The 25056-nt window shown below is 40.3% G+C and carries 19 protein-coding genes; 3 read left to right on the top strand and 16 right to left on the bottom strand.

Features of this window, described 5'->3' with window-relative positions:
* Nucleotides 1–99: 99 nt before the first annotated feature.
* The 3 genes from icd to acnA are packed head-to-tail and all read right to left on the bottom strand — an operon-like array spanning nucleotide 100 to nucleotide 5068.
* Complete coding sequence (gene icd / locus ODU50_RS06485; RefSeq protein ID WP_105153165.1) at nucleotides 100–1281, bottom strand: NADP-dependent isocitrate dehydrogenase; 1182 nt, start codon at nucleotides 1279–1281, stop codon at nucleotides 100–102.
* Between the two features lie 2 nt (nucleotides 1282–1283).
* Complete coding sequence (locus ODU50_RS06480) at nucleotides 1284–2402, bottom strand: citrate synthase (protein ID WP_105153166.1); 1119 nt, start codon at nucleotides 2400–2402, stop codon at nucleotides 1284–1286.
* Complete coding sequence (gene acnA / locus ODU50_RS06475; RefSeq protein ID WP_105153167.1) at nucleotides 2399–5068, bottom strand: aconitate hydratase AcnA; 2670 nt, start codon at nucleotides 5066–5068, stop codon at nucleotides 2399–2401. Before acnA ends, ODU50_RS06480 begins: the two co-directional genes overlap by 4 nt.
* A gap of 386 nt (nucleotides 5069–5454) precedes the next feature.
* On the opposite strand from acnA, the gene nrdH reads away from it, so the two are divergent.
* The 3 genes from nrdH (at nucleotide 5455) to nrdF (ending at nucleotide 9552) form a co-directional block, all read left to right on the top strand.
* Nucleotides 5455–5673, top strand: coding sequence for a glutaredoxin-like protein NrdH (nrdH, locus tag ODU50_RS06470; protein WP_004299071.1), 219 nt, complete (start codon nucleotides 5455–5457; stop codon nucleotides 5671–5673).
* Between the two features lie 32 nt (nucleotides 5674–5705).
* Nucleotides 5706–7865: a class 1b ribonucleoside-diphosphate reductase subunit alpha gene (gene nrdE, locus ODU50_RS06465; protein WP_044673789.1), complete on the top strand. Its 2160-nt coding sequence runs from the start codon at nucleotides 5706–5708 to the stop codon at nucleotides 7863–7865.
* Nucleotides 7866–8592: 727 nt separating this feature from the next.
* Complete coding sequence (nrdF, locus tag ODU50_RS06460; protein ID WP_105106101.1) at nucleotides 8593–9552, top strand: class 1b ribonucleoside-diphosphate reductase subunit beta; 960 nt, start codon at nucleotides 8593–8595, stop codon at nucleotides 9550–9552.
* Between the two features lie 437 nt (nucleotides 9553–9989).
* Here the strand turns inward: nrdF and ODU50_RS06455 are convergent, their stop codons facing one another.
* The 13 genes from ODU50_RS06455 to ODU50_RS06395 all read right to left on the bottom strand — a co-directional run bounded on the left by ODU50_RS06455 (nucleotide 9990) and on the right by ODU50_RS06395 (nucleotide 24432).
* Complete coding sequence (locus tag ODU50_RS06455) at nucleotides 9990–10991, bottom strand: LacI family DNA-binding transcriptional regulator (RefSeq protein WP_029188556.1); 1002 nt, start codon at nucleotides 10989–10991, stop codon at nucleotides 9990–9992.
* 94 nt (nucleotides 10992–11085) lie between these two features.
* Nucleotides 11086–13062, bottom strand: coding sequence for a heparinase II/III family protein (locus ODU50_RS06450; RefSeq protein ID WP_398581367.1), 1977 nt, complete (start codon nucleotides 13060–13062; stop codon nucleotides 11086–11088).
* Nucleotides 13063–13321: 259 nt separating this feature from the next.
* The gene (gene hylA / locus ODU50_RS06445) at nucleotides 13322–16837 is read right to left on the bottom strand and encodes a hyaluronate lyase (protein ID WP_398581366.1); all 3516 of its coding nucleotides are present in this window, start codon (nucleotides 16835–16837) and stop codon (nucleotides 13322–13324) included.
* A gap of 92 nt (nucleotides 16838–16929) precedes the next feature.
* Entirely contained in the window at nucleotides 16930–17238 is a 309-nt protein-coding gene (gene yajC, locus ODU50_RS06440) for a preprotein translocase subunit YajC (protein ID WP_024399466.1), read from the bottom strand.
* Between the two features lie 6 nt (nucleotides 17239–17244).
* Nucleotides 17245–18060, bottom strand: a complete 816-nt coding sequence (locus ODU50_RS06435) for a PTS system mannose/fructose/sorbose family transporter subunit IID (RefSeq protein ID WP_002936073.1) — start codon at nucleotides 18058–18060, stop codon at nucleotides 17245–17247.
* Complete coding sequence (locus tag ODU50_RS06430) at nucleotides 18047–18823, bottom strand: PTS mannose/fructose/sorbose/N-acetylgalactosamine transporter subunit IIC (protein WP_002936077.1); 777 nt, start codon at nucleotides 18821–18823, stop codon at nucleotides 18047–18049. Before ODU50_RS06430 ends, ODU50_RS06435 begins: the two co-directional genes overlap by 14 nt.
* An 18-nt stretch (nucleotides 18824–18841) precedes the next feature.
* Nucleotides 18842–19333, bottom strand: coding sequence for a PTS system mannose/fructose/N-acetylgalactosamine-transporter subunit IIB (locus ODU50_RS06425; RefSeq protein ID WP_024412368.1), 492 nt, complete (start codon nucleotides 19331–19333; stop codon nucleotides 18842–18844).
* A gap of 9 nt (nucleotides 19334–19342) precedes the next feature.
* The gene (locus tag ODU50_RS06420) at nucleotides 19343–20533 is read right to left on the bottom strand and encodes a glycoside hydrolase family 88 protein (protein WP_024413068.1); all 1191 of its coding nucleotides are present in this window, start codon (nucleotides 20531–20533) and stop codon (nucleotides 19343–19345) included.
* Between the two features lie 11 nt (nucleotides 20534–20544).
* Nucleotides 20545–20979, bottom strand: coding sequence for a PTS N-acetylgalactosamine transporter subunit IIA (locus ODU50_RS06415; RefSeq protein ID WP_248030865.1), 435 nt, complete (start codon nucleotides 20977–20979; stop codon nucleotides 20545–20547).
* A gap of 269 nt (nucleotides 20980–21248) precedes the next feature.
* Nucleotides 21249–21905, bottom strand: coding sequence for a bifunctional 4-hydroxy-2-oxoglutarate aldolase/2-dehydro-3-deoxy-phosphogluconate aldolase (locus tag ODU50_RS06410; RefSeq protein WP_318820536.1), 657 nt, complete (start codon nucleotides 21903–21905; stop codon nucleotides 21249–21251).
* 10 nt (nucleotides 21906–21915) lie between these two features.
* Nucleotides 21916–22917 (bottom strand): sugar kinase, encoded by a 1002-nt coding sequence (locus ODU50_RS06405; RefSeq protein ID WP_203181144.1) that lies wholly within the window; start codon nucleotides 22915–22917, stop codon nucleotides 21916–21918.
* Between the two features lie 16 nt (nucleotides 22918–22933).
* The gene (locus ODU50_RS06400; protein WP_002936092.1) at nucleotides 22934–23575 is read right to left on the bottom strand and encodes an RpiB/LacA/LacB family sugar-phosphate isomerase; all 642 of its coding nucleotides are present in this window, start codon (nucleotides 23573–23575) and stop codon (nucleotides 22934–22936) included.
* A gap of 41 nt (nucleotides 23576–23616) precedes the next feature.
* Nucleotides 23617–24432 (bottom strand): gluconate 5-dehydrogenase, encoded by an 816-nt coding sequence (locus tag ODU50_RS06395; RefSeq protein ID WP_105135053.1) that lies wholly within the window; start codon nucleotides 24430–24432, stop codon nucleotides 23617–23619.
* Nucleotides 24433–25056 lie beyond the last annotated feature (624 nt).

Raw genomic sequence — 25056 nt, 5'->3', positions numbered from 1 at the left:
AAGGACATTATACCACTTTTTGAAATCATTTTCAAGATTTTTTTACCTTTCTTTCATGTTTCCGTCATAAAAAGAGAGGTTCATTTTACTTTTTCTTCATTAAATAAAATCTATTAGAACTTCTGAAAATTGACTAGTAGATTGATGAGCAACGTCCAAAATTTTAGCAAAATCAAGCGTAACATTTTTATTTATAAAAGCGTCCTCCAAGGCCTGAATAATTAAAACAGCCGCTTCTTTCCAGCCTATATATTCCAACATCATACAAGCCGAAAGCAAGAGGGAACATGGATTAGCCAGATCCTTCCCTGCAATATCAGGAGCAGTTCCATGTGTCGCTTCAAAGATAGCATGACCTGTCTGATAATTAATGTTAGCACCCGGTGAGATGCCTATTCCTCCGACCTGTGCCGCAAGAGCATCTGATGCATAATCTCCATTTAGATTTGTAAGAGCAACCACTTGGAAGTTTTCCGGCGCCAATAAAATCTGCTGCAGAAAGTTATCCGCAATAATGTCATTCATTACCAAAGTCCCCTCTGCAAGTTCTGTAGCAAATTCTTCTTTCGCCAATTCATAACCCCACTTGCGGAAACCGCCTTCTGTAAACTTTTGAATATTTCCCTTATGAACTAAGGTCACTATCTTCAGTTGATGTTCTAAGGCATATTCTATTGCAGAGCGAATGAGGCGTTTACTCCCTTCTTCCGAAATCGGTTTGATACCAATACTTGAAGATTCTGGAAAACGAATATTCACCACTCCCATTTCTTCTTGCAGAAAGGAAATGACTTTGGCAACTTCATCCGAACCAGCCTCCCATTCAATACCTGCATAAATATCTTCTGTATTTTCACGAAAAATAGTAATATCTGTCTTTTCAGGCTCTTTCAGCGGACTTGGCACCCCCTTAAAATAGCGAATCGGGCGCACACAGGCATACAAATCTAATTCTTGACGAAGCGCAACATTAAGAGAACGATGACCTTTCCCAATCGGCGTCCCCAAGGGACCTTTGATTGCAACTAGATACTCACGGATTATTGACAGTGTCTCATTCGGCAAAGAAGTTCCCGTTAATTCATATGCCTTTTCTCCCGCCAAAACCTCCCTCCACTGAATAGAACGTTGACCTGCATAGGCTTTTTTCACCGCAGCATCAATAACTTTTTGACTGACTGACCAAATATCCCTGCCAATACCATCTCCTTCAATATAAGGAATAACGGGACGATCTGGGACAATTAACCGTCCCTCTCTCATCAGGATTTTTTCTGCCATATTTACCTCTTTCCAATCGGGATGTAAACCAAATTCCTACCACCTAAGTAGGAAGAGCGCGGACGAATCAATTTATTATTTTTCCGTTGTTCCTGGACATGTGCAATCCACCCCGCCATACGGCTCATTGCAAAAATCAATGTAAAAATATCACTATCAATACCTAGCACATGGTAAACTGTCGCCGAATAAAAATCTACGTTTGGAATTAAACCTTTTTTGTTTTTAATAAAGCTCTCTACTTCCTCTGACAATCTATAAAACGCTTCATCGTCTGTTCCGAATGTCAAATCACGCGCCATCTCCTTCAAATACTCTTGACGGGGATCAACCGTTTTATAGACTCGATGGCCAAATCCCATAATTTTTTCCTTCGAATCCAGCTTCTTCTGCAAATATCTCTCGGTATCACCACTCTCACGAATAGCCAGCAACATGTCAAACACTCGTTCATTTGCACCACCATGCAATGAGCCTTTCAGAGTCCCAATTGCCGTGGTGACACAAGAATATAAATCCGTTAACGTTGATGCCGTGACACGCGCAGCAAAAGTAGACGCATTCAACTCATGATCAGCATGAAGCACCAAAGCTTTATTAAACGCTTTGATTTGCAAATCACTCGGCTCCTCACCATTCAGCATATAAAGAAAATTCGCCGCAAAACCCAGATCAGACCGCGGTTCGATTGGAACCACTCCGCGTCTCAAACGAGCAAATGTTGCAATAATCGTCGGAACCTTGGCCATAATCTGAATAGATTGTTCATACAAAGCTTCTAACGAATTCTCCTCAGCGTGTACATTATATACTCCAAGGAGAGATACTGTCGAACGCAACACGCTCATAGGATGCAAATGTCGCCGTGATTGAATCAGAATACATTGCTCTACCGCATCTGAAATCGCATATTCTTTTCGCAGACTTTTCTCAAAATAATTTAATTCAATCTGAGTTGGCAAATGCAGGTTCCACAGAAGATAGATGACTTCCTCAAAAGAAGCGTTATTCTCCATCAATTCAGCAATGTCATATCCTGCATAGGACAAGCGGTCATTTTCAATTGCACTGATTCGCGTATCACAGGCAATCGCATCTTTTAACCCATTCGTTTCTGTCATACCTTTCCTCCTAGTTTCTTTCTTACTACCATAGGTAAAATACCTCCGTGGCGATAATAACGAATATCCGCCTCCGCATCAAACCGCACCAGAGCTTGAAACTCCTTTGTAACATCGCCTGTTTGCGCATGGACTGTCACAATTTGACCAACACCGACATCTTCTGGCAAGTCGATTGTATAGCTTTCATGTCCAGTCAAGCCAAGACTTTCTGACGACTGACCTTCTAAAAATTGTAAAGGAAGAACACCCATCATCACTAAGTTTGAACGGTGAATCCGCTCAAATGACTCAGCAAGAACAGCCTTCACACCAAGCAAACTTGAACCTTTGGCTGCCCAATCACGGCTTGACCCCATCCCATAGTCTTTACCAGCAATAACAATACTACCGATACCAGCTTCCTTATAACTCATAGCCGCATCATAGATAGGAAGAATCTCATCACCAACTCTTGTCCAACCACCAATTTTTCCATCTGCCAGCTCATTCTTTATACGAATATTTGCAAAAGTCCCACGCATCATGACTTCGTGATTTCCACGACGACTTCCATAAGAATTAAAATCCTTATAAACAATGCCATTCTCTTCGAGATAACGAGCGGCTGGACTCAATCGTGCAATATTCCCTGCCGGGGAAATATGATCTGTCGTTACAGAATCGCCAAATTTAGCCAAGACAGATAAATTTTCCAGTGGTTTTATGGATAAATCTGCCTGCATATTGTCAAAATAGGGCGGATTTTGAATATAGGTAGAAGAGGAATTCCAATTGTAATTCTTATCTGTCTTTGTTTCAATCGCATTCCAAGCCTGACTATCTGTAAATACCTGTTGGTATTCTTCCTTATAAAGGTCACGAGTCACATAACGCTCAATGTAGTCATCTACCTCCTCACGACTTGGCATAATGTCCGCAAGGTAGACAGCTTGTTGCTTCTCATCATACCCCAGCGGTTCCCTTGTTAAATCTACATTCATATTTCCCGCAATAGCATAGGCAACAACAAGCGGTGGGCTCGCTAAGAAATTAGCTTTTACCAATGGATTAATCCGTCCTTCAAAGTTACGATTTCCAGATAATACCGCAGAGACCAATAAATCTTCTTCCTTAATCGCCTCCGCTACTTCAGGACGCAGATCACCTGAGTTACCGATACAAGTTGTACAACCATAACCAACCAAATTGAAACCTAAGGCATCTAGGTAGGTCTGCAAACCTGATTTTTTCAAATAGCCAGTCACTACTTTTGAGCCTGGTGCCAATGACGTCTTGACCGTCTTAGAAACTGCCAAACCTTTTTCTACCGCGTTTTTTGCCAGTAATCCTGCCGCCAAAAGGACATACGGATTGGATGTATTTGTACATGAGGTAATCGCCGCAATAGCAACATGACCTGTTTGAATTTGCTCCTCTCCTTCGACATACTTAACTATGGCTGTTTTATCTAACTCTGCTTCCTCCAAACCAAATCCACGCACACCTACTTCACGTATTAAACTAGCCTGAAACTCTGCTTTTGCATCTGTTAGTTCTATCAAATCTTGTGGTCTTTTAGGACCAGAAATAGATGGAACTACTGTCGATAAATCCAATTCTAAAACCTTGCTATAAGACGGAAAACGTTCAGCATCATAGAATAAATAATTAGCCTTAGCATAGGCTTCTGTCAACTCCACGTGCTCCTCCGAACGGTTGGTCAATCTCATATAATGTAAAGTTTCTCCATCAATCGGGAAATAGCCACAAGTCGCACCGTATTCTGGAGCCATATTGGAAACAGTTGCTCGATCCGCTAATGTGAGAGAAGATAAACCTGGTCCAAAGAATTCGACAAACTTCCCAACTACATTTTCCTGACGTAGAAGTTGAGTGACCTTAAGAGCCAAATCCGTTGCAGTAGCAACCTTAGGCAATTGCCCTGCTAGGCGAACACCAATCACCTCAGGGATAGGAAAATAAGATGCTTCACCCAACATTGCAGCTTCCGCCTCAATACCACCCACACCCCAACCAAGTACACCAATACCATTAATCATGGTCGTATGACTGTCTGTACCAAACATAGAATCTGGATAAAGCAAGCCATCCTTGTTGATAATAACATCGCTTAGAAATTCAATGTTTACCTGATGGATAATCCCTGTCGCTGGAGGCACTGCACGATAATTTTCAAAGGAATTCTCTGCCCATTTCAGAAATTCATAGCGTTCATTATTTCTTTCGAACTCTAAGTCAATATTTTTCTCCAGAGCATCTTCAGTCCCAAAAAAATCAACTTGAACAGAGTGGTCGATGACTAAATCCACTGGAATTTCTGGGTTAATCAATTCAGGGTTTCCACCTGCTTTCACCACCGCATCACGCATGGAGGCTAAATCTACCACAACAGGAACACCTGTAAAATCTTGCAAAATAACACGACTAGGTTTAAAGGGGATTTCTCCTTTAGGAGATGCCGCCTGATAATGAAGCAACTCCATTATGTGATTTTTTGTAACGTCTACGCCATCTTCTTTTCTTAAAAGACTTTCTAATAAAATACGAATAGTATAGGGAAGTGAATGAATATCCACTTTTTCTTCCGTTAAAATCGAATCCAATGCATAATATGAATATTCTTTCCCTTTATGAAACAAGCTTTTTCTATGTGATTTTTCCATATTTTATAACCTCTTTCGGCATTATTGAATAGTATAGTACAAAAGGTAATATATATTCAATATATGTATAACCATAAATGTTATATTTTGTGACATCGTGTGTTTCCCTCAAAATATTATGACATTTGCAGAAAAGCTAATCTATATTTTACCGAGAGATTGTTAGGGTTATCAAACTAAATAGAAACAGCTATGTAAACGCTATTTTTCGACTTAGCGGCAATGAGCAGAGGTACAATATATGGTGTTTTATAAAAATATTATGCACTATATTTTGTGATTTTAAATAAACTTCCTTCTTGACTTTAACCTTAAAATCTTGTATCCTAGATTGGTAACAAAATTGGGATTTTTTATTAATCCCTCATGGACAAAGGAGAAATTGAATGGTAACGATCTATTCAAAAAATGATTGTGTACAGTGTAAAATGACCAAGAAATTCTTGGACCAACATAGTGTAGATTATAAAGAAATCAATCTAGATGAACAGCCTGAATTTATCGATCACGTAAAAGGTCTCGGTTTCTCAGCTGCACCTGTTATCGAAACTGAAAATGATGTTTTCTCAGGTTTTCAACCAGGAAAACTAAAAGCCTTGGTTTAATTCCCTACTGTTTATAGAAAGAGATTGCGACTATGAGTTTAAAAGAGCTAGGCGATGTGTCCTACTTCCGTTTAAATAACGAAATCAACCGTCCTGTTAATGGGCAAATCCCACTCCACAAGGACCAAGAAGCGGTTAAGGCCTTCTTTAAAGAAAACGTCCTCCCAAATACCAAGCAATTTGATAGTATTTTAGACAAGATTGCTTATCTATTAGAAGAAAATTACCTTGAAAAAGAGTTTTTGGACCAATACAGTCCAGAATTTATCATCAAAATTGATCAATTCTTGAAAGACCAAAATTTCCGCTTCAAGTCTTTCATGGCTGCCTACAAGTTCTACAACCAGTATGCCCTCAAAACAAACGATGGTGCTTATTACTTGGAAAGCATGGAAGATCGCGTTCTCTTCAACGCCTTGTATTTTGCTGAGGGCAACGAAGAATTGGCATTAAACCTTGCCAATGAAATGATTCATCTTCGTTACCAGCCAGCAACACCTTCTTTCCTCAATGCAGGTCGTGCCCGCCGTGGTGAGTTAGTATCTTGTTTCTTGATTCAAGTCACTGACGATATGAACTCGATTGGACGTTCTATCAACTCTGCTCTGCAATTGTCCCGTATCGGTGGTGGTGTTGGTATTTCCCTCAGCAACTTGCGTGAGGCAGGTGCTCCAATCAAGGGCTATGAGGGGGCGGCTTCTGGGGTTGTTCCTGTTATGAAACTCTTCGAAGACAGCTTCTCCTATTCTAACCAGCTTGGGCAACGCCAAGGGGCTGGGGTAGTGTATCTGGATGTTTTCCACCCAGATATTATTTCCTTCCTTTCGACTAAGAAAGAAAATGCCGATGAGAAAGTTCGTGTGAAGACCTTATCACTCGGTATCACCGTTCCTGATAAATTCTACGAATTGGCACGTAAAAACGAAGATATGTACCTCTTCAGCCCATACTCAGTTGAATTGGAATACGGTGTCCCTTATAGCTACCTTGACATCACAGAAAAATACGATGAATTGGTGGCAAACCCTCGCATTCGTAAGACAAAAATCAAGGCACGTGACTTGGAAACAGAAATTTCCAAACTCCAACAAGAGTCTGGCTATCCATACGTTATCAACATCGATACAGCTAACCGTAGCAACCCTGTTGACGGCAAGATTATCATGTCAAACCTCTGTTCAGAAATCCTTCAAGTTCAAACACCAAGCATTCTAAACGATTCTCAAGAATACTTGACCATGGGTACTGACGTTTCATGTAACCTCGGTTCAACCAATATCGTCAACCTAATGAAGTCACCTGATTTTGGTCGCTCTGTTCGTACAATGACACGCGCTTTGACCTATGTCACAGATCATTCACACATTTCAGCTGTACCATCTATTGAAGCAGGAAACAGTCAGGCGCATTCTATCGGTCTTGGTGCCATGGGACTTCATTCTTACTTGGCTCAGAACTTGATTGATTACGGTTCAAAAACTGCCGTAGAATTTACCAACATCTACTTCATGCTCCTCAACTACTGGACTTTGGTAGAATCAAATAACATTGCCCGCGAACGCAAGGCAACCTTCCATAATTTTGACAAATCAAAATACGCAGACGGCACTTATTTCGATAAATACGTGACTGGTGACTACCAACCACAATCTGACCGTGTCAAAGAACTCTTTGAAGGGATTTTCATTCCAAGCGGACAAGATTGGGCTGACCTACGTGAGAAAGTCATGGCAGATGGTCTTTACCACCAAAACCGACTAGCTGTTGCACCAAATGGATCTATTTCCTATATCAATGATGTCTCTGCTTCTATTCACCCAATCACACAACGGATTGAAGAACGCCAAGAGAAGAAAATCGGTAAAATCTACTATCCAGCAGCTGGCTTGGCAACAGAAACTATTCCATTCTACAAGTCTGCCTACGATATGGATATGCGTAAGGTCATTGATGTCTACGCTGCTGCAACAGAACACGTCGACCAAGGTTTGTCACTCACTCTTTTCCTTCGCAGCGAGCTTCCAAAAGAACTCTATGAATGGAAAAAAGAGAACAAACAAACTACACGTGACCTCTCTATCCTTCGTAACTACGCCTTCAACAAAGGTATCAAGTCTATCTACTACATCCGTACCTTTACCGATGACGGAGAAGAAGTCGGCGCAAACCAATGTGAAAGTTGTGTGATCTAAGATGTGAGGGCATCAAAAGGACACAGCAAAAATAGGAAATTCCACAGAGATGTCTTACATCTCGTAGGGATTTATCTTTTTTGCCAAGTCCTGAGCCCGAACTCGATTTCAAGACACTAACATTCATTGATGCTAAAGCATCTAATGAATGAACGGTACTGACTATTTGGTCAGTACCTAAGTGGCTTACTACCTCGAAAAGTCGTTAAGTTCGAACGACTTTTCTCAGGTCGTAACTTGCAAGGGATTAGCTGTTGGCAAGCCAACTACCTAATCTACGCTAACCGCTATCGGCGGATTAGCTAGCTACCTTACTAATACTCATTTAAAATCAAAAATAGCCACCTACCACTCAAAGTGGATATGGAGCGTTTCGATTTTGTTATTTTTTTAGAAGAAAACAGCTACTTGAAATCCACAATCCTCAACTCAAACTTATAAATTAAAATTTCACATGTTATAAGTAGCTTAGACTTGCTATTTTTGATTTTTATTGAGTATAACTCCGAAACTGAAGAAATATCGTCTTCAGTTTCTACGTGTCGCAATACACTAATACCAAAGCATCTAATGAATGAACGGTACTGACTACCTTACGACACTGTCGTTCATGATGTGAAGCAACTAATGAGCGCTCGATTAAAAATCCCTTTTAGGGGATTTTTTTACAGGCTACTATCTATTTGTGATATAATATTTGAAGTATAAGAAAAAGAAAGAGAATATGATGGAAACCTACTACAAAGCCATAAACTGGAACGCCATTGAGGATGTTATTGACAAGTCAACTTGGGAAAAGTTGACCGAGCAATTCTGGCTCGATACGCGGATTCCCTTGTCAAACGACTTGGATGACTGGCGTAAACTGACTGCCCAAGAAAAAGACTTGGTTGGTAAGGTCTTCGGTGGATTGACCCTCTTGGATACCCTTCAATCTGAAACAGGGGTCCAAGCACTCCGCAATGACATTCGTACTCCTCATGAAGAAGCTGTTTACAACAACATCCAATTCATGGAGTCAGTCCATGCCAAGTCTTACTCTTCTATCTTCTCAACCTTGAACACCAAGTCTGAGATTGAAGACATCTTTGAATGGACCAACAGCAACGAATACTTGCAACGCAAGGCAAAGATTATCAACGAAATCTACGAAACAGGTACACCGCTTGAAAAGAAAGTAGCCAGCGTTTTCCTAGAAACCTTCCTCTTCTACTCTGGTTTCTTCACGCCACTCTACTACCTTGGTAACAACAAGCTGGCCAACGTTGCGGAAATCATCAAGCTAATCATCCGTGACGAGTCTGTGCACGGTACCTACATCGGCTACAAGTTCCAACTTGGTTTCAATGAATTGTCCGAGGAAGAACAGGACAAACTCCGTGACTGGATGTACGACCTGCTCTACCAACTTTATGAAAATGAAGAAGGCTACACACGCTCCCTCTATGATGCAGTTGGATGGACTGAGGAAGTCTTGACCTTCCTTCGTTACAATGCCAACAAGGCCCTCATGAACTTGGGTCAGGATCCACTCTTCCCAGATTCAGCAGATGATGTCAACCCAATCATCATGAACGGTATCTCAACCGGTACATCTAACCACGACTTCTTCTCCCAAGTTGGTAACGGCTATCTTCTTGGTGAAGTGGAAGCTATGACAGATGATGATTATTTATATGGTTTGTAGATCTGGAAAAATATCATTTCTATTTTTCCGTTTTATAGTCATTTTGTTTCTCTTTAATTACTTCGACGAGCGTGGATTTCCAACTTCAAACACTCCACCGGAGGGTTTGAACTCGCTTTGCCGTACTCTGCAGGGGTGACTTGCTCCGCAAGTGCTATCTCCAACCTTGCACAGTCACTCGACTGTACAAGCTGTCTGCAGCTCGTTGCCTAGTACTAAAAGACTATAGAAATCTGTTGAGTTTAAAATCATATATATAATATTAATATGCAATCTTGATAAGATTGGCATAAAAATAGGAATTCTCCCACCAGTTAAGGGAAAATTCCTATTTTTTTGTATATATTAGGCGAGTCAAGGAGGATTTCAGTGAGCTCTCAATCAGAATATTCTACTTCGTTCTGACTCACTTCCTAAGAAGTAAAATTTGACTTAACTTAGAATGTAGATTCTTTCCAATGAACTGTACAATCTAAAACCTGCTGTCGTTCCACTTGGTTTCCACCCTCAATCTGATTGATCAGCATCCTTGTTGCTTGACACCCTTCTTCAAAAGCGGGTTGAACAATGGTAGAGATAGTAGGGGATGAAAAATTTGTCCATTCAGTATTGTCAAACCCCAAAAGACCAACCTGAGGAAAGTCATATTTAAGTTCTTTCATAGCATTAAAAACTAAAGGTAACGCCCAGCAATTCGGAACGAACACTAGGGTCTTTTCCTGAGGATTTACCACCCCTTGAAGAAAACGTTTAATTTCCTCTATGTCCGTATTTTCATCTGCAATTGTTAAATCTTGATAACTTTGTTTACAATCTAACAAAGCATCCATAAACCCTGTAGCTCGTTCAATCCGTGTACTTAAGCGACTAATGTCAGCTGTAATAAGAATAAATTTTTGATAGCCATTTTCTACACATAGTTGAGTTGCATCATAGACAGCATCGTAATTATTTGTCTTAATCCAACTGGTACGATGTTCGTAAAGTTGACTGTCAAAGAAAACCATATGCTTTTTCTTATCCTCAATAATGCGCGAATATTTTCTAAAATGCGATGTCGGCTGAATAATAAAACCATCTACACCCAACATCAGCATGCTCTCAATATACTTATCTTCGCTTTCTTGATTGTAATTGCTGTTTCCGATGATAACTTGATAGCCACTCTTATGCGCTTCTTCTTCTATACCTTTGACAATTTGATTGGAAAATGTATTTGTAATATCTCCAATCAATACTCCAATCAACTTAGTATTTTTTGAATTTAGGCTCCGCGCAACAACGCTGGGTTTATAGTCTGTTTCGCGAATGACTCTCTCAATTCTTTCGCGTGTCTCTTTGGACATCTTTTCATATTTACCATTTAAGTAAAAGGAAACTGTTGTTTTTGAAGTCTGAGCCAGTTCTGCAATATCTTTGATGGTAAACTTCTCTGACACCTTACCGATACCTCCTTTTATTACTTTATTCTATCATACTATCCGTACTTTATCAGTTATTTTGCACAGAAATGACTGTGTTTTTCTGTCCCTTCTAATTTTTGAGTCGGACAACTTGTCTCTTATCCCTATCCACTACTAAGCACTTACCTCTCAACTTATAACCAGCCACTTGAAGTAATTTCTCTCCCTTATATATATCATTATCAGAAACCACTAACAGAATATTCATTCCCTTTCCTTGACAGCTAAAAGCCAAACCACTTTCTATCAAATGATAGTCTGTTTGGTAAACTGGCAATTGCTTGACACGAATCGCTTCATCTGCTAACAAAGTAAATGTAACTAATCGATCTCGAAAACTCTCTTTTTTGACCAGTTTATTGGTCTCTACTAGTTGGTTGTATCGGGGAGAACGCACGGTTTTCTGGATTTCAAAATCCTTTTGACTATATAGCCGAAGATCATTTAACTGCTCTTCTCCAATCTTGACCCTTTCATCTAAAATCAATTGACTGGTCAACTCATGCTGGCCTGAGCAATCAACGCTATCCACTATCAGCAATAAATCGCCTCCAACCATAAGGAGCTGTCGTTTATGCCAGTAAGGCAAGCCTTGGCTGGTCTGAGCCTGATAAATGCCCTGCATCCAGTGACAGCGTCCAAAACCCTTATAACTGTGACTAATAAACTGAGGATACGTGTCATATTCCCATGAACCTTTTATCTGCTCTGGAGCATTGTCATCAAGGATACAAGTGCTGTGAGCCCAAGCACTTTTAAGCAAGTAGCGCTCCTCGCATTCACGGTAGCTGAAACGACCGCTGTCAATTACGATTGGTTGTCCTTTATGGTAAAAGCACAAGCTATTTTGGTCAGAGTGGCTGTGGGCACTTCCCACGGGACCGGCCTTGAAACATAAATAGCTGTCCACTTCTTTGACAATACTGTGACCTGATTCAGAAAAATGCTGTCCCCCTGACGAGCTGGGTTGAGCGGTCAAGTGTTCAAATATGCGCAAGCCATTTTCTCCGACCAAGAAGAGAACGCCTAAATCTAGCTTGGAATTATCTACTAGGTAGGTGCCATCTTCAAAGAAAATCGCAGTCATCTGTAAGATGTCAGAAGTACAATGAACATCGCTATCGCCAAGAGCCACACTTTTGCCATCTGGCCCCGTCATCTGTAAGACATAGTCTGCCATTTTTTTCAAAATAGGTGTCCACTGTTTTCGATAATCTGGCAAGCTGAAAGCTAGTCCTAGCAAGAGTTTATAAACTTCCACATGGTAGAGAAAAGACTGCTCAAACTGAGTTCCATCTTCCAATATCTGAGTTTGAATTTGCTCTTGGATTTCCTGACGAGCAAAATGGTGAAGCTCTACTAAATCCACCTGATCACCGATATAAGCATGGGCCAAGAGCATTGCGCCAGTCTGGAAAATTCCCCAATTGCTCAACGTATCTTTGGCACGGTAATGACTGTGAAGATAAGATAATTGTTTTTGAATGGATACTAACAGTTGGCTACGCTCAGCTTCACTTAGTCCGCCCCAATCAATTAAAAATGGGAGAATATTGAGCCAGCTTAGACAGCGGATAGCCGTATCTAAGGTGCGACTGCTCGTTCTTTTAGGATGCCAATCTGTCACTTGTTCTATCCAACTAAAGATAAACCGTTTAACCTGCTCCATGTAGCGCGAATCTTTTTCAACCAGATAGGCCAAAACTAATTTCCACAAGTATTCCTGCCGATTGAGCATAAAGGTCCATTCCTCATCCCCATGGCAGTCGGCTGTCCAGTCAAGAGGAGCAAGATGATACCCGACTGAACAAGGTTCCATATCCCAATTGTCTTCAAAGATAAAAATATCATTTAATAAATTTTGACAGGAAAGGAGAAGCTGTTTATAAGCTGCATCTTGTTGATTGAGAATATAGGTTTTGACCGACTCTGCTGACTGATTGGCTACTATTTTTCCGAATATTGTTTGCATAACAAGTCCTTTCTCTATCGCTTCTCCAAAAGAAGAGAGGCTGGGCAAAGCCCAGATCCACTCCTCAAAGTTCATATCAACATCTCAGCGTAGTGATTGATCGGCTTTAACAGTTCAGTGGACTGTGAAAGATTGGAGATAGGAGTTCCAAAACAAATTTCAGCAATTCGTATTTCATACTCCGAATCTGATCTAATCAACTATGCGGGGGTGGGAGTGAAACAGTCTGGGGATAGACTGTTTCAGCTCAACAACTAGAAATAAAGACTTGTTGACGAACTCTTTTTTGACTAGTCGAGTTCTTTCACGCTCACCCTTCACCCACGAATTTCATTTAGGAGTGCGATCTGCGACACTTGAAATCCACCACTGCCCCCAAGGTTAGCAAACCTAAGAAACCAAGACCTAAACTTGCTTCTTCTCCTGTCTGGGGCAGACGGGGTTTACTCGGCTTTGTTTTTTCGGCAGCATGATGAACCACTTGTTTCACCTCTGGACTTGGTTGGTTTTCCTTGAGTTGTTTTTCTTCTTTTTCTGTTTTTTCGATACTTCCAGTTTGTTTATCAGAACCTTCTGGCATAGTAACCTTCCAGACAGTGGATGGACAAGCCGCGGTTGGCTCCATCTCAACAGTCAGACTGGAACCTGCCTTTGTCAACTCAATGCCATTCTTTACAGTTCGGGTAGACGGATTGTAAAAGGCTATGCGATAGCCACCTTCGACTTTCTGAATGGTATACAAACCGGAATCTGTTAAGGTAATATCATCTGTCAGCTTGTAGGCTGTATCCGTGTATTTCACAACGCCCCAGACATTCTGTTCTTGGTCGTATACCACTTGCAAATCCCTGTCTTGATGAAGCAATTTCACACTAGCAGCTGCCTGATTCACTTTTTCCATAGATTGGTTTGGAACAAGGACGTAAGCATAGTTACTTGAAGTCTGTGCATGTTCATGCCATAGGCTAACAAAGGAATTGCTCACTTCTTCTTTGGACTGATTGTGGTTGATGTCGCTCCATTTGCCGGTTCGCTGATCTAACTTGGCATGAGTCGGCAATTGGTTCAAGAAGACATAGCCGATGGACTGATTGTCCTTGCCATTGGTCATGTAAAAGGATTGAGTCTTATCTGTCACTACTTCTTTGGACAAATCAACTGGCTGGCCATTTATGTAATAGCTATATTTTTCTCCGGTCAAGAGTTTACGATTTTCAATCGTTGTCACGGCGCCTTGAGCAGATTGATGCTGTATATCAGTACCTAGGAAAACAATCTTATTTCCCAGAACAATCCAAGCCTTACGAGCAGTCAGACTATTGTTCCAGTTATTGAAATCCATTGCAATCGTCGCCAAGCGGTTGCCTAACTGGCTTGCTCCAACAAAGTCACTTGCAAGAGTTACCTCGCCACTGCCGTCTTCTCGTTTGTCCTTGGTCATTGTCGTTCCCGGTAAGCGATACGGGTCAACTGTTGCCCAGTAGTGGTTACTGTAATGACTCAAATCATCATTGTAGAGGTAAAACATACCATCTGCTGTATACCAACCCTTGCGGTTTTCATTGTTCATATCTTCATAGTTTTGAGTTCTAGAAGAGTACATGGACAAAGCAAAGGTAAAGCCTTCTTGAGCACTTCGATAAACAAACTTATCCATATTGTTGAAGGCTGCAATATAATCTTTATCCACTTCAGCAGGGATTTGATTATCAGTTAAAAGCTTGTTGACCAAATCAATATCCTTATAGGATTTGAGGCTGCGGTAGCTGTCATAGAAGGTATCAGAGGTCAGCTGCGCCTTAACAAAGGAGAGAAGTTTGGTTTTTTGCTCAGGCTGAGCCGATTCTGCAATACGGACCAAAGACCTTAAAATCTCCATGGCCTGAACATGTGATTCACCAGTTGCCCGACTGATGGAACGACCGCGGGTCATATCCATCAATTCACCGCGAACCAATATTGGCATAAAGGCTTTTTCAATCCATTCATAAAGAATGTTGGTCTGTTCTTCCTTGAGGGCAAACTCCGTTGGCTGAATAACTGGTAGTAACTGTGAAAAACCTTCAATGAGGACATTTCCGTACGCTCCTGTGTAGGCAACATTGGTGTGGTCGATAAAGGAGCCGTCCTTGTAGAAGCCCTCTCCCTTATCTACAAATTTCATAATCGTTGTCAAACCTTGCGCACCAGCCCTCACACGGTCAGCATCTTCACGAAGAGCTCCTTCCAAGATGGCCACCTTGCTCAAATCCGTCTGATTACCACCCACTGCTGGAACAGGATTGGACAAGGTTTTACGAATAGTGGTTGGATCTGGCACAAATTTTGAAATCGGTTTGGTATAGGTTAGAATCTCCTCCTGACTAAAGTAGGGATACATGTAGATTAATGTATTGACAACTGCACGCGGAGTCCCAATTTCATAATCCCACCAATTCCCATCAATTGACTTATTTTCATTATAAACATTGGTGTAAAGCCAGTTCATTCCTTTTCTGACCAAATCGATAAGTGATCGGTCGCGGTAATAGGTTGAGTCTGGATTCTCAACTACTTGAGCCATCTGCTCCAAGCGGCGATAGACCGTTGTCAGGTGGCTGGATTTACTAAAGTCAATATCGTTGAAAATCGTTTTGCCCTGCTCTGTTGGTTCAACCCATTTTTTAAGAGAAGAAGCTACGCCGGCATCTAAACGCCCTAGAAAGGCTTTCATCTGAGTATCATTAGATTGGTAGCGTTTATTGGCTAAAGAAATATCTTCCCAGTTGTTCCTTAAGGTATCAAAGACTGTTGCTTGATGCTTCGTAACTGTCAGCTCGAAACTAGATAGTTTAGTGTCTTTATCATAAATATCTACCTGAGTTTTTCCAGCCACAAGCGGACGAATCATATTTTTCTCCACAGTGGCCACAGTCGCATCTGCAATACGATAGGTCAGGTCTGGGCGAACAGGCAGGTAAACCTTATTGCTGGCAAGGGTAATTTCCCCTGTTTCAGGTTGGACAAGTTCTGGGCTTGACTCTGGTGTTTCTGGTGTTTTTTCAGCATATTCTACCAGCGAGATGTTATCCAGCCAGGCTTGACCTATACCATTCTCAAAAAACAGCTCTACCTTCAATTTACGAGTTTCGGGAGAAACTGTTAACTCCTTCTCCACCTTTCTTTGTTGTGTACCAGCCACAAAATTTGTGAAAGTAAATTCTTGCGGGCTCAAATCCTTGCCTTCTGCAGTCAAACTGCGCAAGCGAACACGAACACCGCTTCCCTTCAGATCCTTGGTTTCGACATCATAGCTAAAGAGGTAGCGCTTGCTAGGATCTACATCCACTGTTTGGTGCACTGCCACTCGGTAAGTATTTGTTGAAGAAATATGAAGTTTCCCATCATCAATAGAAACAGCTCCATTTTCTTTTTTAATATCATTCGGAATCCACGTTTCCCAGTCTGTGGCAGCCGATTTTTTCCAGTTTCCTGATGGTGCCGTTGTACTGATGAACTCCCCATTGGCTACTAGGTTCTTCTCTTCTTTTGTCGCCTGAACAGCTTGCGGACTGGCAACAGTTTCTGCAGCGGTGCTTGAAGGCTGGCTTTCTGTTGACGTAACAGGACTAGCTTCAGAGCTGACCTCACTTGTCGTTACTGGTTCTGTCGTATGATTAGCTACTTCTGTCGCTTCTGAAGTTGTTTCCACTAACTGACTAGTTTGTGGACTAGCTGTTTCTGTACTTGGCAACTGATTGGCTGCAACCCTTGTTCCCAATATAGACAGCGCAATAAGAGCTGAACAAACTCCAATTTTATATTTACGAATGCTATAATATCGCTTCGTTTGACTGGTAAAAATCCCCATTGGTATTTCCTTTCCTTTTTATATAGTGTAAAACAATGTTACTACAACATTTTTTATTTCGCAATCGCTTTTCTCTCTTAAAGAAAGAAGAACTACTTCGTAAAAAGTAGTTCTTTGGCTTTTCCCATAATCGACTCTTTTTCAACGTAAACAATAATGCCTTTTGCAATCTGTAGTTCTACCAAGCTATCTGTTAGTTTGATAATTTTACCATGCAGTCCAGAGAAGAGGATAACCTCATCTCCAGCCTGTAAGGTTGATAAGTAGCGTTGGCGTTTTTCCAGTTGCTCCTCAAGTGCTTTTTGTTGTCGCTTACGATTGACATAAGACGTAAGTACAGGAAGTATGGTCGATAGAGCTACTAAAATAATTAGTGCATAGTAGAGTGTTTGTTGATCCATAATTGCTTATGCAAGGATGCCCAACCAGCTACCCAAAATACCGATGATAACTGTCAAGATAACCAATTTATAGGTAGTCCATTTCTTGTTCTTGATGAGATAATAAACCAAAATCGTAAACAAGGCTGGAAGCAACGCAGGGGCAATCTTGTCTAACATTCCCTGGATGGTTACAATTTTCTGATCTGCTCCTTCTGTTAATTCACCCGCCGCAAAGGTAATTGGCACCGAAATTTTTACAAAGGTTACTGCTAAACCAGAGATAACTGTCACACCGATGATATTGGCTACCTTAGAAATTGTTGCCATTTGGTCACTCAACTTATCAATCACGCTGGTACCAAATTTATAGCCATACAAACCAGTCAACAACTTGATAGAGGTCAAGATAATGTTCATTCCAAGGAAAAAAAGAATCGGTCCCATAACCAGTCCTTGACCTGCTAGAGAGGCAGCAATCGTAGACAAAAGGGGAGCTAATACAAATTGTGAAAGTGAGTCACCAATTCCTGCCAACGGCCCCATCAGAGCCATCTTAATCCCACGAGTCTCTTCTTCGGGGAGATCATTTTCTAACATGACCAAATGAAGACTAGTAATGAATGGAAGAAAATGTGGATTAGTATTGTAAAACTCACAGTTTTCTTCTAAAGCTTTAGTTAATCCTTCTTTGTCGTCACCAAAATGCTTCTTAAAAGCTGGATACATGACATTTGCATAGCCAATCCCTTGATAATTACTGTAATTGAAACCATTCTGCAAGAAGAAGGCCCGTAGAGATGTGTTGAGATAATCTTTTTTAGTTAGTTTAGATCCAGTCATCGTGTGCTTCCTCCTGTTTCACTGCCACTTGTTCTGGTTTATTAAAGAATTCCTTAAGTGCAAAGATACTACCGACAATTGCGATACCAATTACAGGCAGTTGTAGATAGGCTGCACAAACATAGCCAAGCAACACAAATGGGATCAATTCTTTCTTAGCCATTACAGACAAAATCATTGCAAAACCGATAGCTGGAAGCATCTTACCTGCCACACTCAATCCAGTTAATAATACTGGTGGAATCATTTCAACCAATTTCAAAAGAGTATCCATTGAATAGGCACCCAAGAAACCGAGAGCAAATCCTAAAAAGGCGAAAGTAATCACTGTACCATTTGCAACACGTTTAAATTTAGAAAGGTTTCCTGCACGAAGATGTTTGATAGCTGATTCTGGAGCACCCGCATGTAGAGTATATGCTGAAGTTTGTAAGAATTGAATACCTACCGCAATAGGTGTTGAAAGTGCTAAAGCTGCTTCTGGTGTTACTTTTCCAGCACTTGTAATAGCCATCAAAGTACCAAAAATACCAGGTCCGATTGGATTTGGAGGAACGGTCCCCCCAGCACCAACACCAAATCCCATGTATGCCAGCTCACTGATAGCACCCATAGCTAAAGCCGTTGGTAGATCTCCTAAAATGATTCCGACCCCAAAAGAAAGCACGATACATCGGTTTGTGTAAAGCCCCAATAATAGACCGCTAAAACAGAAAGCTGTCCACAGACCAATAAGAGCTGCTTGAATTAGACTGATCGTCATGATAATTCTCCTTATTTTTTAAATATAATCCAATATATTAACTTCAACTGCCCCATCATTACCAGAAGGCGTTGTCTTTGTGTTGAAGCGAATCTTATAAACATCGTTCAACTCTCTCACTATAGCCTTATCTTCTGAACCAAAAAAGATAGACCGTGTTACTTGCGTTTTTCCAGGCGCATTATGAATATTTCCAATATTTAATTCTGTGATTGGCACTCCACCTTTAACCAAAGTTAGTGCATCTTGCAAATCTTTAATAACTAAGAAAATAGTTTGAGCAGGATTAGCCTTATGAATCACATCAATCACTTTCTGCAAAGGGAAGAAACGCATAGCTACTGAATCTGGAATAACCGTTTTCATTAATGTCTGCTGAATCTTATCCTCACTAACCTTATCATTTGCCACGATGACAGTATTACAACCTAAGGATTTAACCCATAGTTGTCCCTGTCCATGAATTAGTCGCTCATCAATACGAGCCATTACAATATTTGGTGTTGCCATTTTAACCTCCTACCAATATAATTCCCAATCTTTATAAAAACGAAGCAAAGCTTCTAAGTAATAATAATCGCCCCAAGTATTTCCTTCATTGACACCTTTTCCTGAATGCCAAGAGTAGACCCCATGTAGAAGCAATGGGCGACCTGGAGCTAACTCACGGTTAGCATAGTTATCAATCAAGGACCGTAGCATCGTGTGCATAGCGTATTTATAAGTTTCCTTGTCCTCATCAACTTCTGGCAAATATTTAAGCATCTCGTGAATACCACAAACCGCTATTGCTGTCGCAGAAGAATCACGAGCGTGCCCACTACCATCATTAAAAATTAAGTCCCAATAGGAAACGTTATCCTCTGGCAAACGATTAAGAAAGTAGTTGGTTACTCCTTTAAACAAATTTAAACATGCGGGATCTTTAATTTTACGGTAAGCTAACGGAATACCGTAAATACCCCAAGATTGACCACGCGCCCAGGAAGAGTCGTCACTAAATCCTTGTCGAGTAACCCCTTTGAGCGGTTTTCCTGTTTCAGGGTCAAAGTAATAGGTATGGAATGTTGAAGCATCATCTCGAATAACTGTATTAACAGAAGCGTAGAAATGACTAAGAGCTACATCATAATATTTCTGCTCACCTGTCTCCTCATAAGCAAAGAAAAGTAATTGTAAATTCAGCAAACAATCAATAATCAGTCGATAATCTTCTGCTTTACCAAGTTGCCCCCAGGCCTGAATAAAACCTCCCTTTTCTTGATAGCGCTCCATTAATTTATCAGCAGCCAAGAGCGAAGCTTCTAAAGCCTCTTTACTACCTGTCAATTTATAATCAGCTACCGTTGATGGTGAATACAGGAATCCCAAATCATGATGATCCAATTCAATTCTTTGTTTGACACGTTCCAAGAAAGATGTCGTATTCTTTTTTGCTAGCGCTTTCATTTTGTTGTTCAAAGAATACTCATGTCCTAACCAAAGCGCACCCGTCCAAAAACCATTTGTCCACTCTGTATTATCCATCTTTGGATAATGGTTATCAAATGTGGCCGGAGTTGGGAACGACTCACCAAAATATTCACAATTGATAACAAGTTGTTGAATCGCCAATTCTATTGCAGCCTCAACTTCTTTCTTACTCAATAGAGTGGAATTTTCAAACTCTCTTTTTTTAGCAATCGACTCAATCAAAACGTCCTTAATCATACATCTCTCCCTCATATACCATCTTCAAATAACTCTTCATCATGGTTATCCTCTGCTAACAGACTGACAGAATCAACGATTCCATCTTTAGAAGTGGTAATCAATTTACCAACCAATTGTTCTAAATCATCTGTTAACCGTGAAAAATTCGCTTCCAAAATCATCGCAAGATTTAAACCTGAAAGAACGATAACATTCTGCTCTTTCTGTTCTGCTGCTAATTCTACACTAACTTTAAAAGGCGTACCTCCTAGTAAATCAGTTAAAATCAAAACTTCTCTTTCGTCTAATATAGCTGCTTTGATGCGTGCTTTTAGTTCTTGCGCCGACATTCCTTCACTAAAATCAATTGCCTCAATATTCTCCACCTCTCCTGCAATTAACTTTAATGAAGTAAGAATCCCACTAGCAAACTGTCCATGAGCAACGACAATCACTTTAATCATAATTCTCTCCTTTTAACTTTACCGGTTTACCTACACTTTGTATTGTAGACTATTGACAACCACTTGTCAATAGATTTGATAAAAAAATGTAAGCGTTTTATATTTGTTGGACTTTTATTTAAAAAATATTCTCCAGCTCCCTCTTTTCATAAACAGGAGCACCAAATCTCTCCATGTTTCCGTTCAAAATTTCCCCTGTAACATCTCACTTTCTCCCACATTCAACCCCGTTGGAGGCAGGAGAAAGTGAAAACGTTAAAATTCAGTCCTTATTTTGAAATAAACCACTTCATCTTATCTCTAACACTTGTATAAGAGGACGCTAATTCTTGAATTGTACCGAACTCTCCTTTAGTAGCTAATTGATTAAATTCCCCACCAATACCAAGAACAGTTGCACCAGCGTTAAACCATTCTGAAACATTATTAAGCTTTACTCCACCGGTTACCATGATTGAAACATGCGGTAATGGTCCTTTGATTGCAGTAATATAGTTTGTCCCCAAAACACTACCAGGAAACAGTTTAACCATTTCACAGCCTGCTTCCAAAGCATTTGTAATCTCCGTTAAAGTCATACAGCCCGGAAGATATGGCACTGCATAAAGATGACAGATTTTTGCAACTTCTATATTAAAAGATGGTGAAACAATATAACTTGCTCCTGCCATAATGGCTTGCCGTGCCGTTACAGAATCTAGAACCGTTCCAGCCCCAATTAAAACAGAAACATCATCTTTATGGCATCGACTAAGTTCTGTAATAATCATATTCGCGTCAGGATTTGTATAAGCAACCTCTATAGCTGTAATGCCTCCTGCAATACAGGCCTGTGCCGTCTTAAATCCGACTTCTTTGTCATCTCCTCTAACGACTACAACAAGCCCTTGCTCCTTCAATTTTGAAATAATTTGTGATGGACTCATTTTTTCTCCTTTATCGTATAATGTCATTTTTCCCCTCTAATAAAGACTCAACTTTTCTAAGAGATTGCCGCATGTGATCCCCTTCTATGCTGCATTTATAAGTTCCGCTAGCAACTGCAAAATCTAAAATAACCTTTAACGACGTCCCCTCTAACAATTTATATAATGCCCCAGCAACAAACGCATCACCACTGCCAACACGTTGTAACACCTGAGTTTTCAATTCTTGAGAGCAACAAAATTCATCAGCCAATCCGTAAGCCTTATACAAATTTCTGCCTAGTTCATCTGTCTGCCTAATCGTATGGAAGATTGCTTGAAACTTATAGGCTTCCTTTAAAGTTTGCATCCGTTCTCTTATTGTATGGACAGTAGCCGTATCTCTTTCAAATAATTCCCAATCTTTTTCATTAGCCATAATAGGTTCCAGACCAAAACAATAGTCTGCATAGGTCGCAAATTGCGAGAACACTTTTTTTGCATCTCTTAATCCAATCATCTTAGAACGCCAATTAAGATCCATCGAAATCGGAATTTTACGACGCTTTGCTTCTTTTAATACTTGAACAAGCCATGCCCTAACAGCTGAACCAATGGCCACGGTGATACCACTAAAGTGAACCAACCCAACCTCTAAAAACAATTGATCCATATCAAAATGATCGACTTGAATAGCTTCCAAACTAGACTGACCCCGATCATAGTAGACTTGACTAGAACGGCAACCAAATCCTGCTTCCATGTAGTATACTCCCACACGTTCCCCCTTACGTTGAACACTGGAAGTATCAATCCCTTTCCCATCTAAGAAATCTAAAAATCTATCACCTAGAGAGCCTTGTGGTAGTGCGGTCAAAAGCTTGGTTTCACATCCAAATCCTTGAAGATTACAAGCGACATTGATTTCTGAACCTCCAAAAAACACACGACTTTCTACACCATCTGTCAATTCTTGATAGTTTGTTGGTGTAATGCGAATTAAAGGTTCACCAATCAGTAATACCTTCTTCATACCCGCCCCTCACTCTTTAACTTTCTAATACTGTTTTTAAATATGCTGCAATTGACTCGTCCTGACAGTTGGCAAAGAAATATTCTTGGAAATGTTCACCTGAAATAGTTTCTTTCAAAAAATCTTGATCAATTTCTTGAAGTACTGTCAGTAAGTCTTTATAGGTGACTGCTTTCATTTCATTCAAAATACGGGCATTTCGTTGTTCTGGAATAACGCGTTCACGGGGATAACCGCCCCCCATTTCCTCTGCAAACAGTCGCTCAAAAAGTAATTTGAGATTTAATTCAGCTCCCCAACCGAATCCCTTTGCAAATGGCAGAGACAAAGCATTTCCTCCATTTATCTGTGAAAAGAGGTATGCATCCGTCGGATCTACCGCGAAGCCACAAACTACCCCTGGAAAACTATTAGCCGCCAACATGGCACCTACCCCCGTGCCACAACCTGTAATAACAAAATCCGCTGCCTTACTAACTAGAAGGATTGAAGCCAGCAGACCATTTTGTACATAAGTCAACTGACTTTCTCCCTCTTTACCATACATTCCATAGTTAAAAACATGATACCCTTTAGCATCTGTTACTGACTTCAATGTTTCAAAAATAAGACTATTTTTAGCCGCCTGACTATTTTCATTAATAAGTGCAATTTTCATCGTTTTTTCCCTTCTTATATCAAAATTTGTTAATTCGTTTATTACGCTTCCGGCTGTTTACCAATGTAAGCTAGAATTCCTCCATCAACATAAAGAATGTGCCCATTCACAAAATTACTAGCATCACTTGCTAAAAAGACTGCTGGACCCATCAAATCCTCAGCTTCACCCCAACGAGCTGCAGGGGTCTTCGCGATAATAAATTGATCAAATGGATGACGAGAACCATCCTTCTGGAGTTCACGTAACGGAGCTGTTTGTGGAGTTGCAATATACCCAGGACCAATGCCGTTACATTGTATATTGGCTTCACCGTATTCCGAAGCAATATTCTTCGTCAACATCTTAAGCCCACCTTTAGCCGCTGCATAAGCAGACACTGTTTCTCGTCCTAACTCACTCATCATGGAACAAATATTGATAATTTTCCCATGCCCCTTTTTAATCATAGATGGAATAACCGCTTTAGAAACAATAAACGGAGCATTTAGGTCAATATCAATAACTTGACGAAATTGAGCTGCTGTCATTTCAATCATTGGAACCCTACGAATAATACCAGCATTATTCACTAGAATATCAATAACTCCAACTTCTGATTCAATTTGAGCAACCATAGCCTGTATTCCATCCTCATCAGTTACATCGCAAACATAGCCATGCGCATTAATACCTGCTGCCCTATAGGCTGCCATTCCCCTATCAACCAACTCTTGATTAATATCATTAAAAACAATTGTCGCCCCTGCTTTTGCATAGGCCGATGCAATCGCAAAGCCAATCCCATACGATGCTCCTGTTACCAATGCAATTTTTCCTCTCAGAGAAAATTGATCCAATGAAAATTGCTGATTCATATTCGTAACTCCCTTGTATTTTATTTTGTAAAGCGTTTACAAATTGTATTGTAATATAGTAAACCGGTTTTGTCAACGATTTTTATCATTTATTTTAAATACTTTCAAAACGAATCTTGATATAATCTTATAAAATTCGAGTATCTTCATTCCCCAAGCAATAAAATATACTTCGCACAAATATGATTTTCTTCTTCGATTTTATCAATCATTAGTAAACATTTTACATGTCATTATTCATATACTATCCAAAATGGGCTATACTACATTCACGAAAGTAAACCATACAAAATGGGAGCGGGAAGTGATACGACAAACTCCCTCACTACCAATTTCCCACCTCAAACAATCTCCAGAATATTCGAAACTCAACCACTCCACCGAGATGTTAACAGGAACTCAAACACTAACATTTTTACCCTGTGTTTACTACTCTAAATAAAAAATACCCTATTGCAACGTGCAACAAGGTACCATCTATCTCAATCATATATTCTGTAATTCATTTTATATAGTCATATCAGTTTATCTTTGATTACTTCGACGAGCGAGGAAACGTCGTTTCCTTATTTCCAACCTAGAACAGCTTTTAGGCTGTTCTAGCAACCTGTAGCTATTGAGGCG

Source organism: Streptococcus sp. 2020WUSS084 (assembly GCF_044427445.1).
Lineage (GTDB): Bacteria > Bacillota > Bacilli > Lactobacillales > Streptococcaceae > Streptococcus > Streptococcus suis.
The sequence above is the reverse complement of the archived record's forward strand: the minus strand, read 5'-3'. Positions and strand labels throughout refer to the sequence as shown.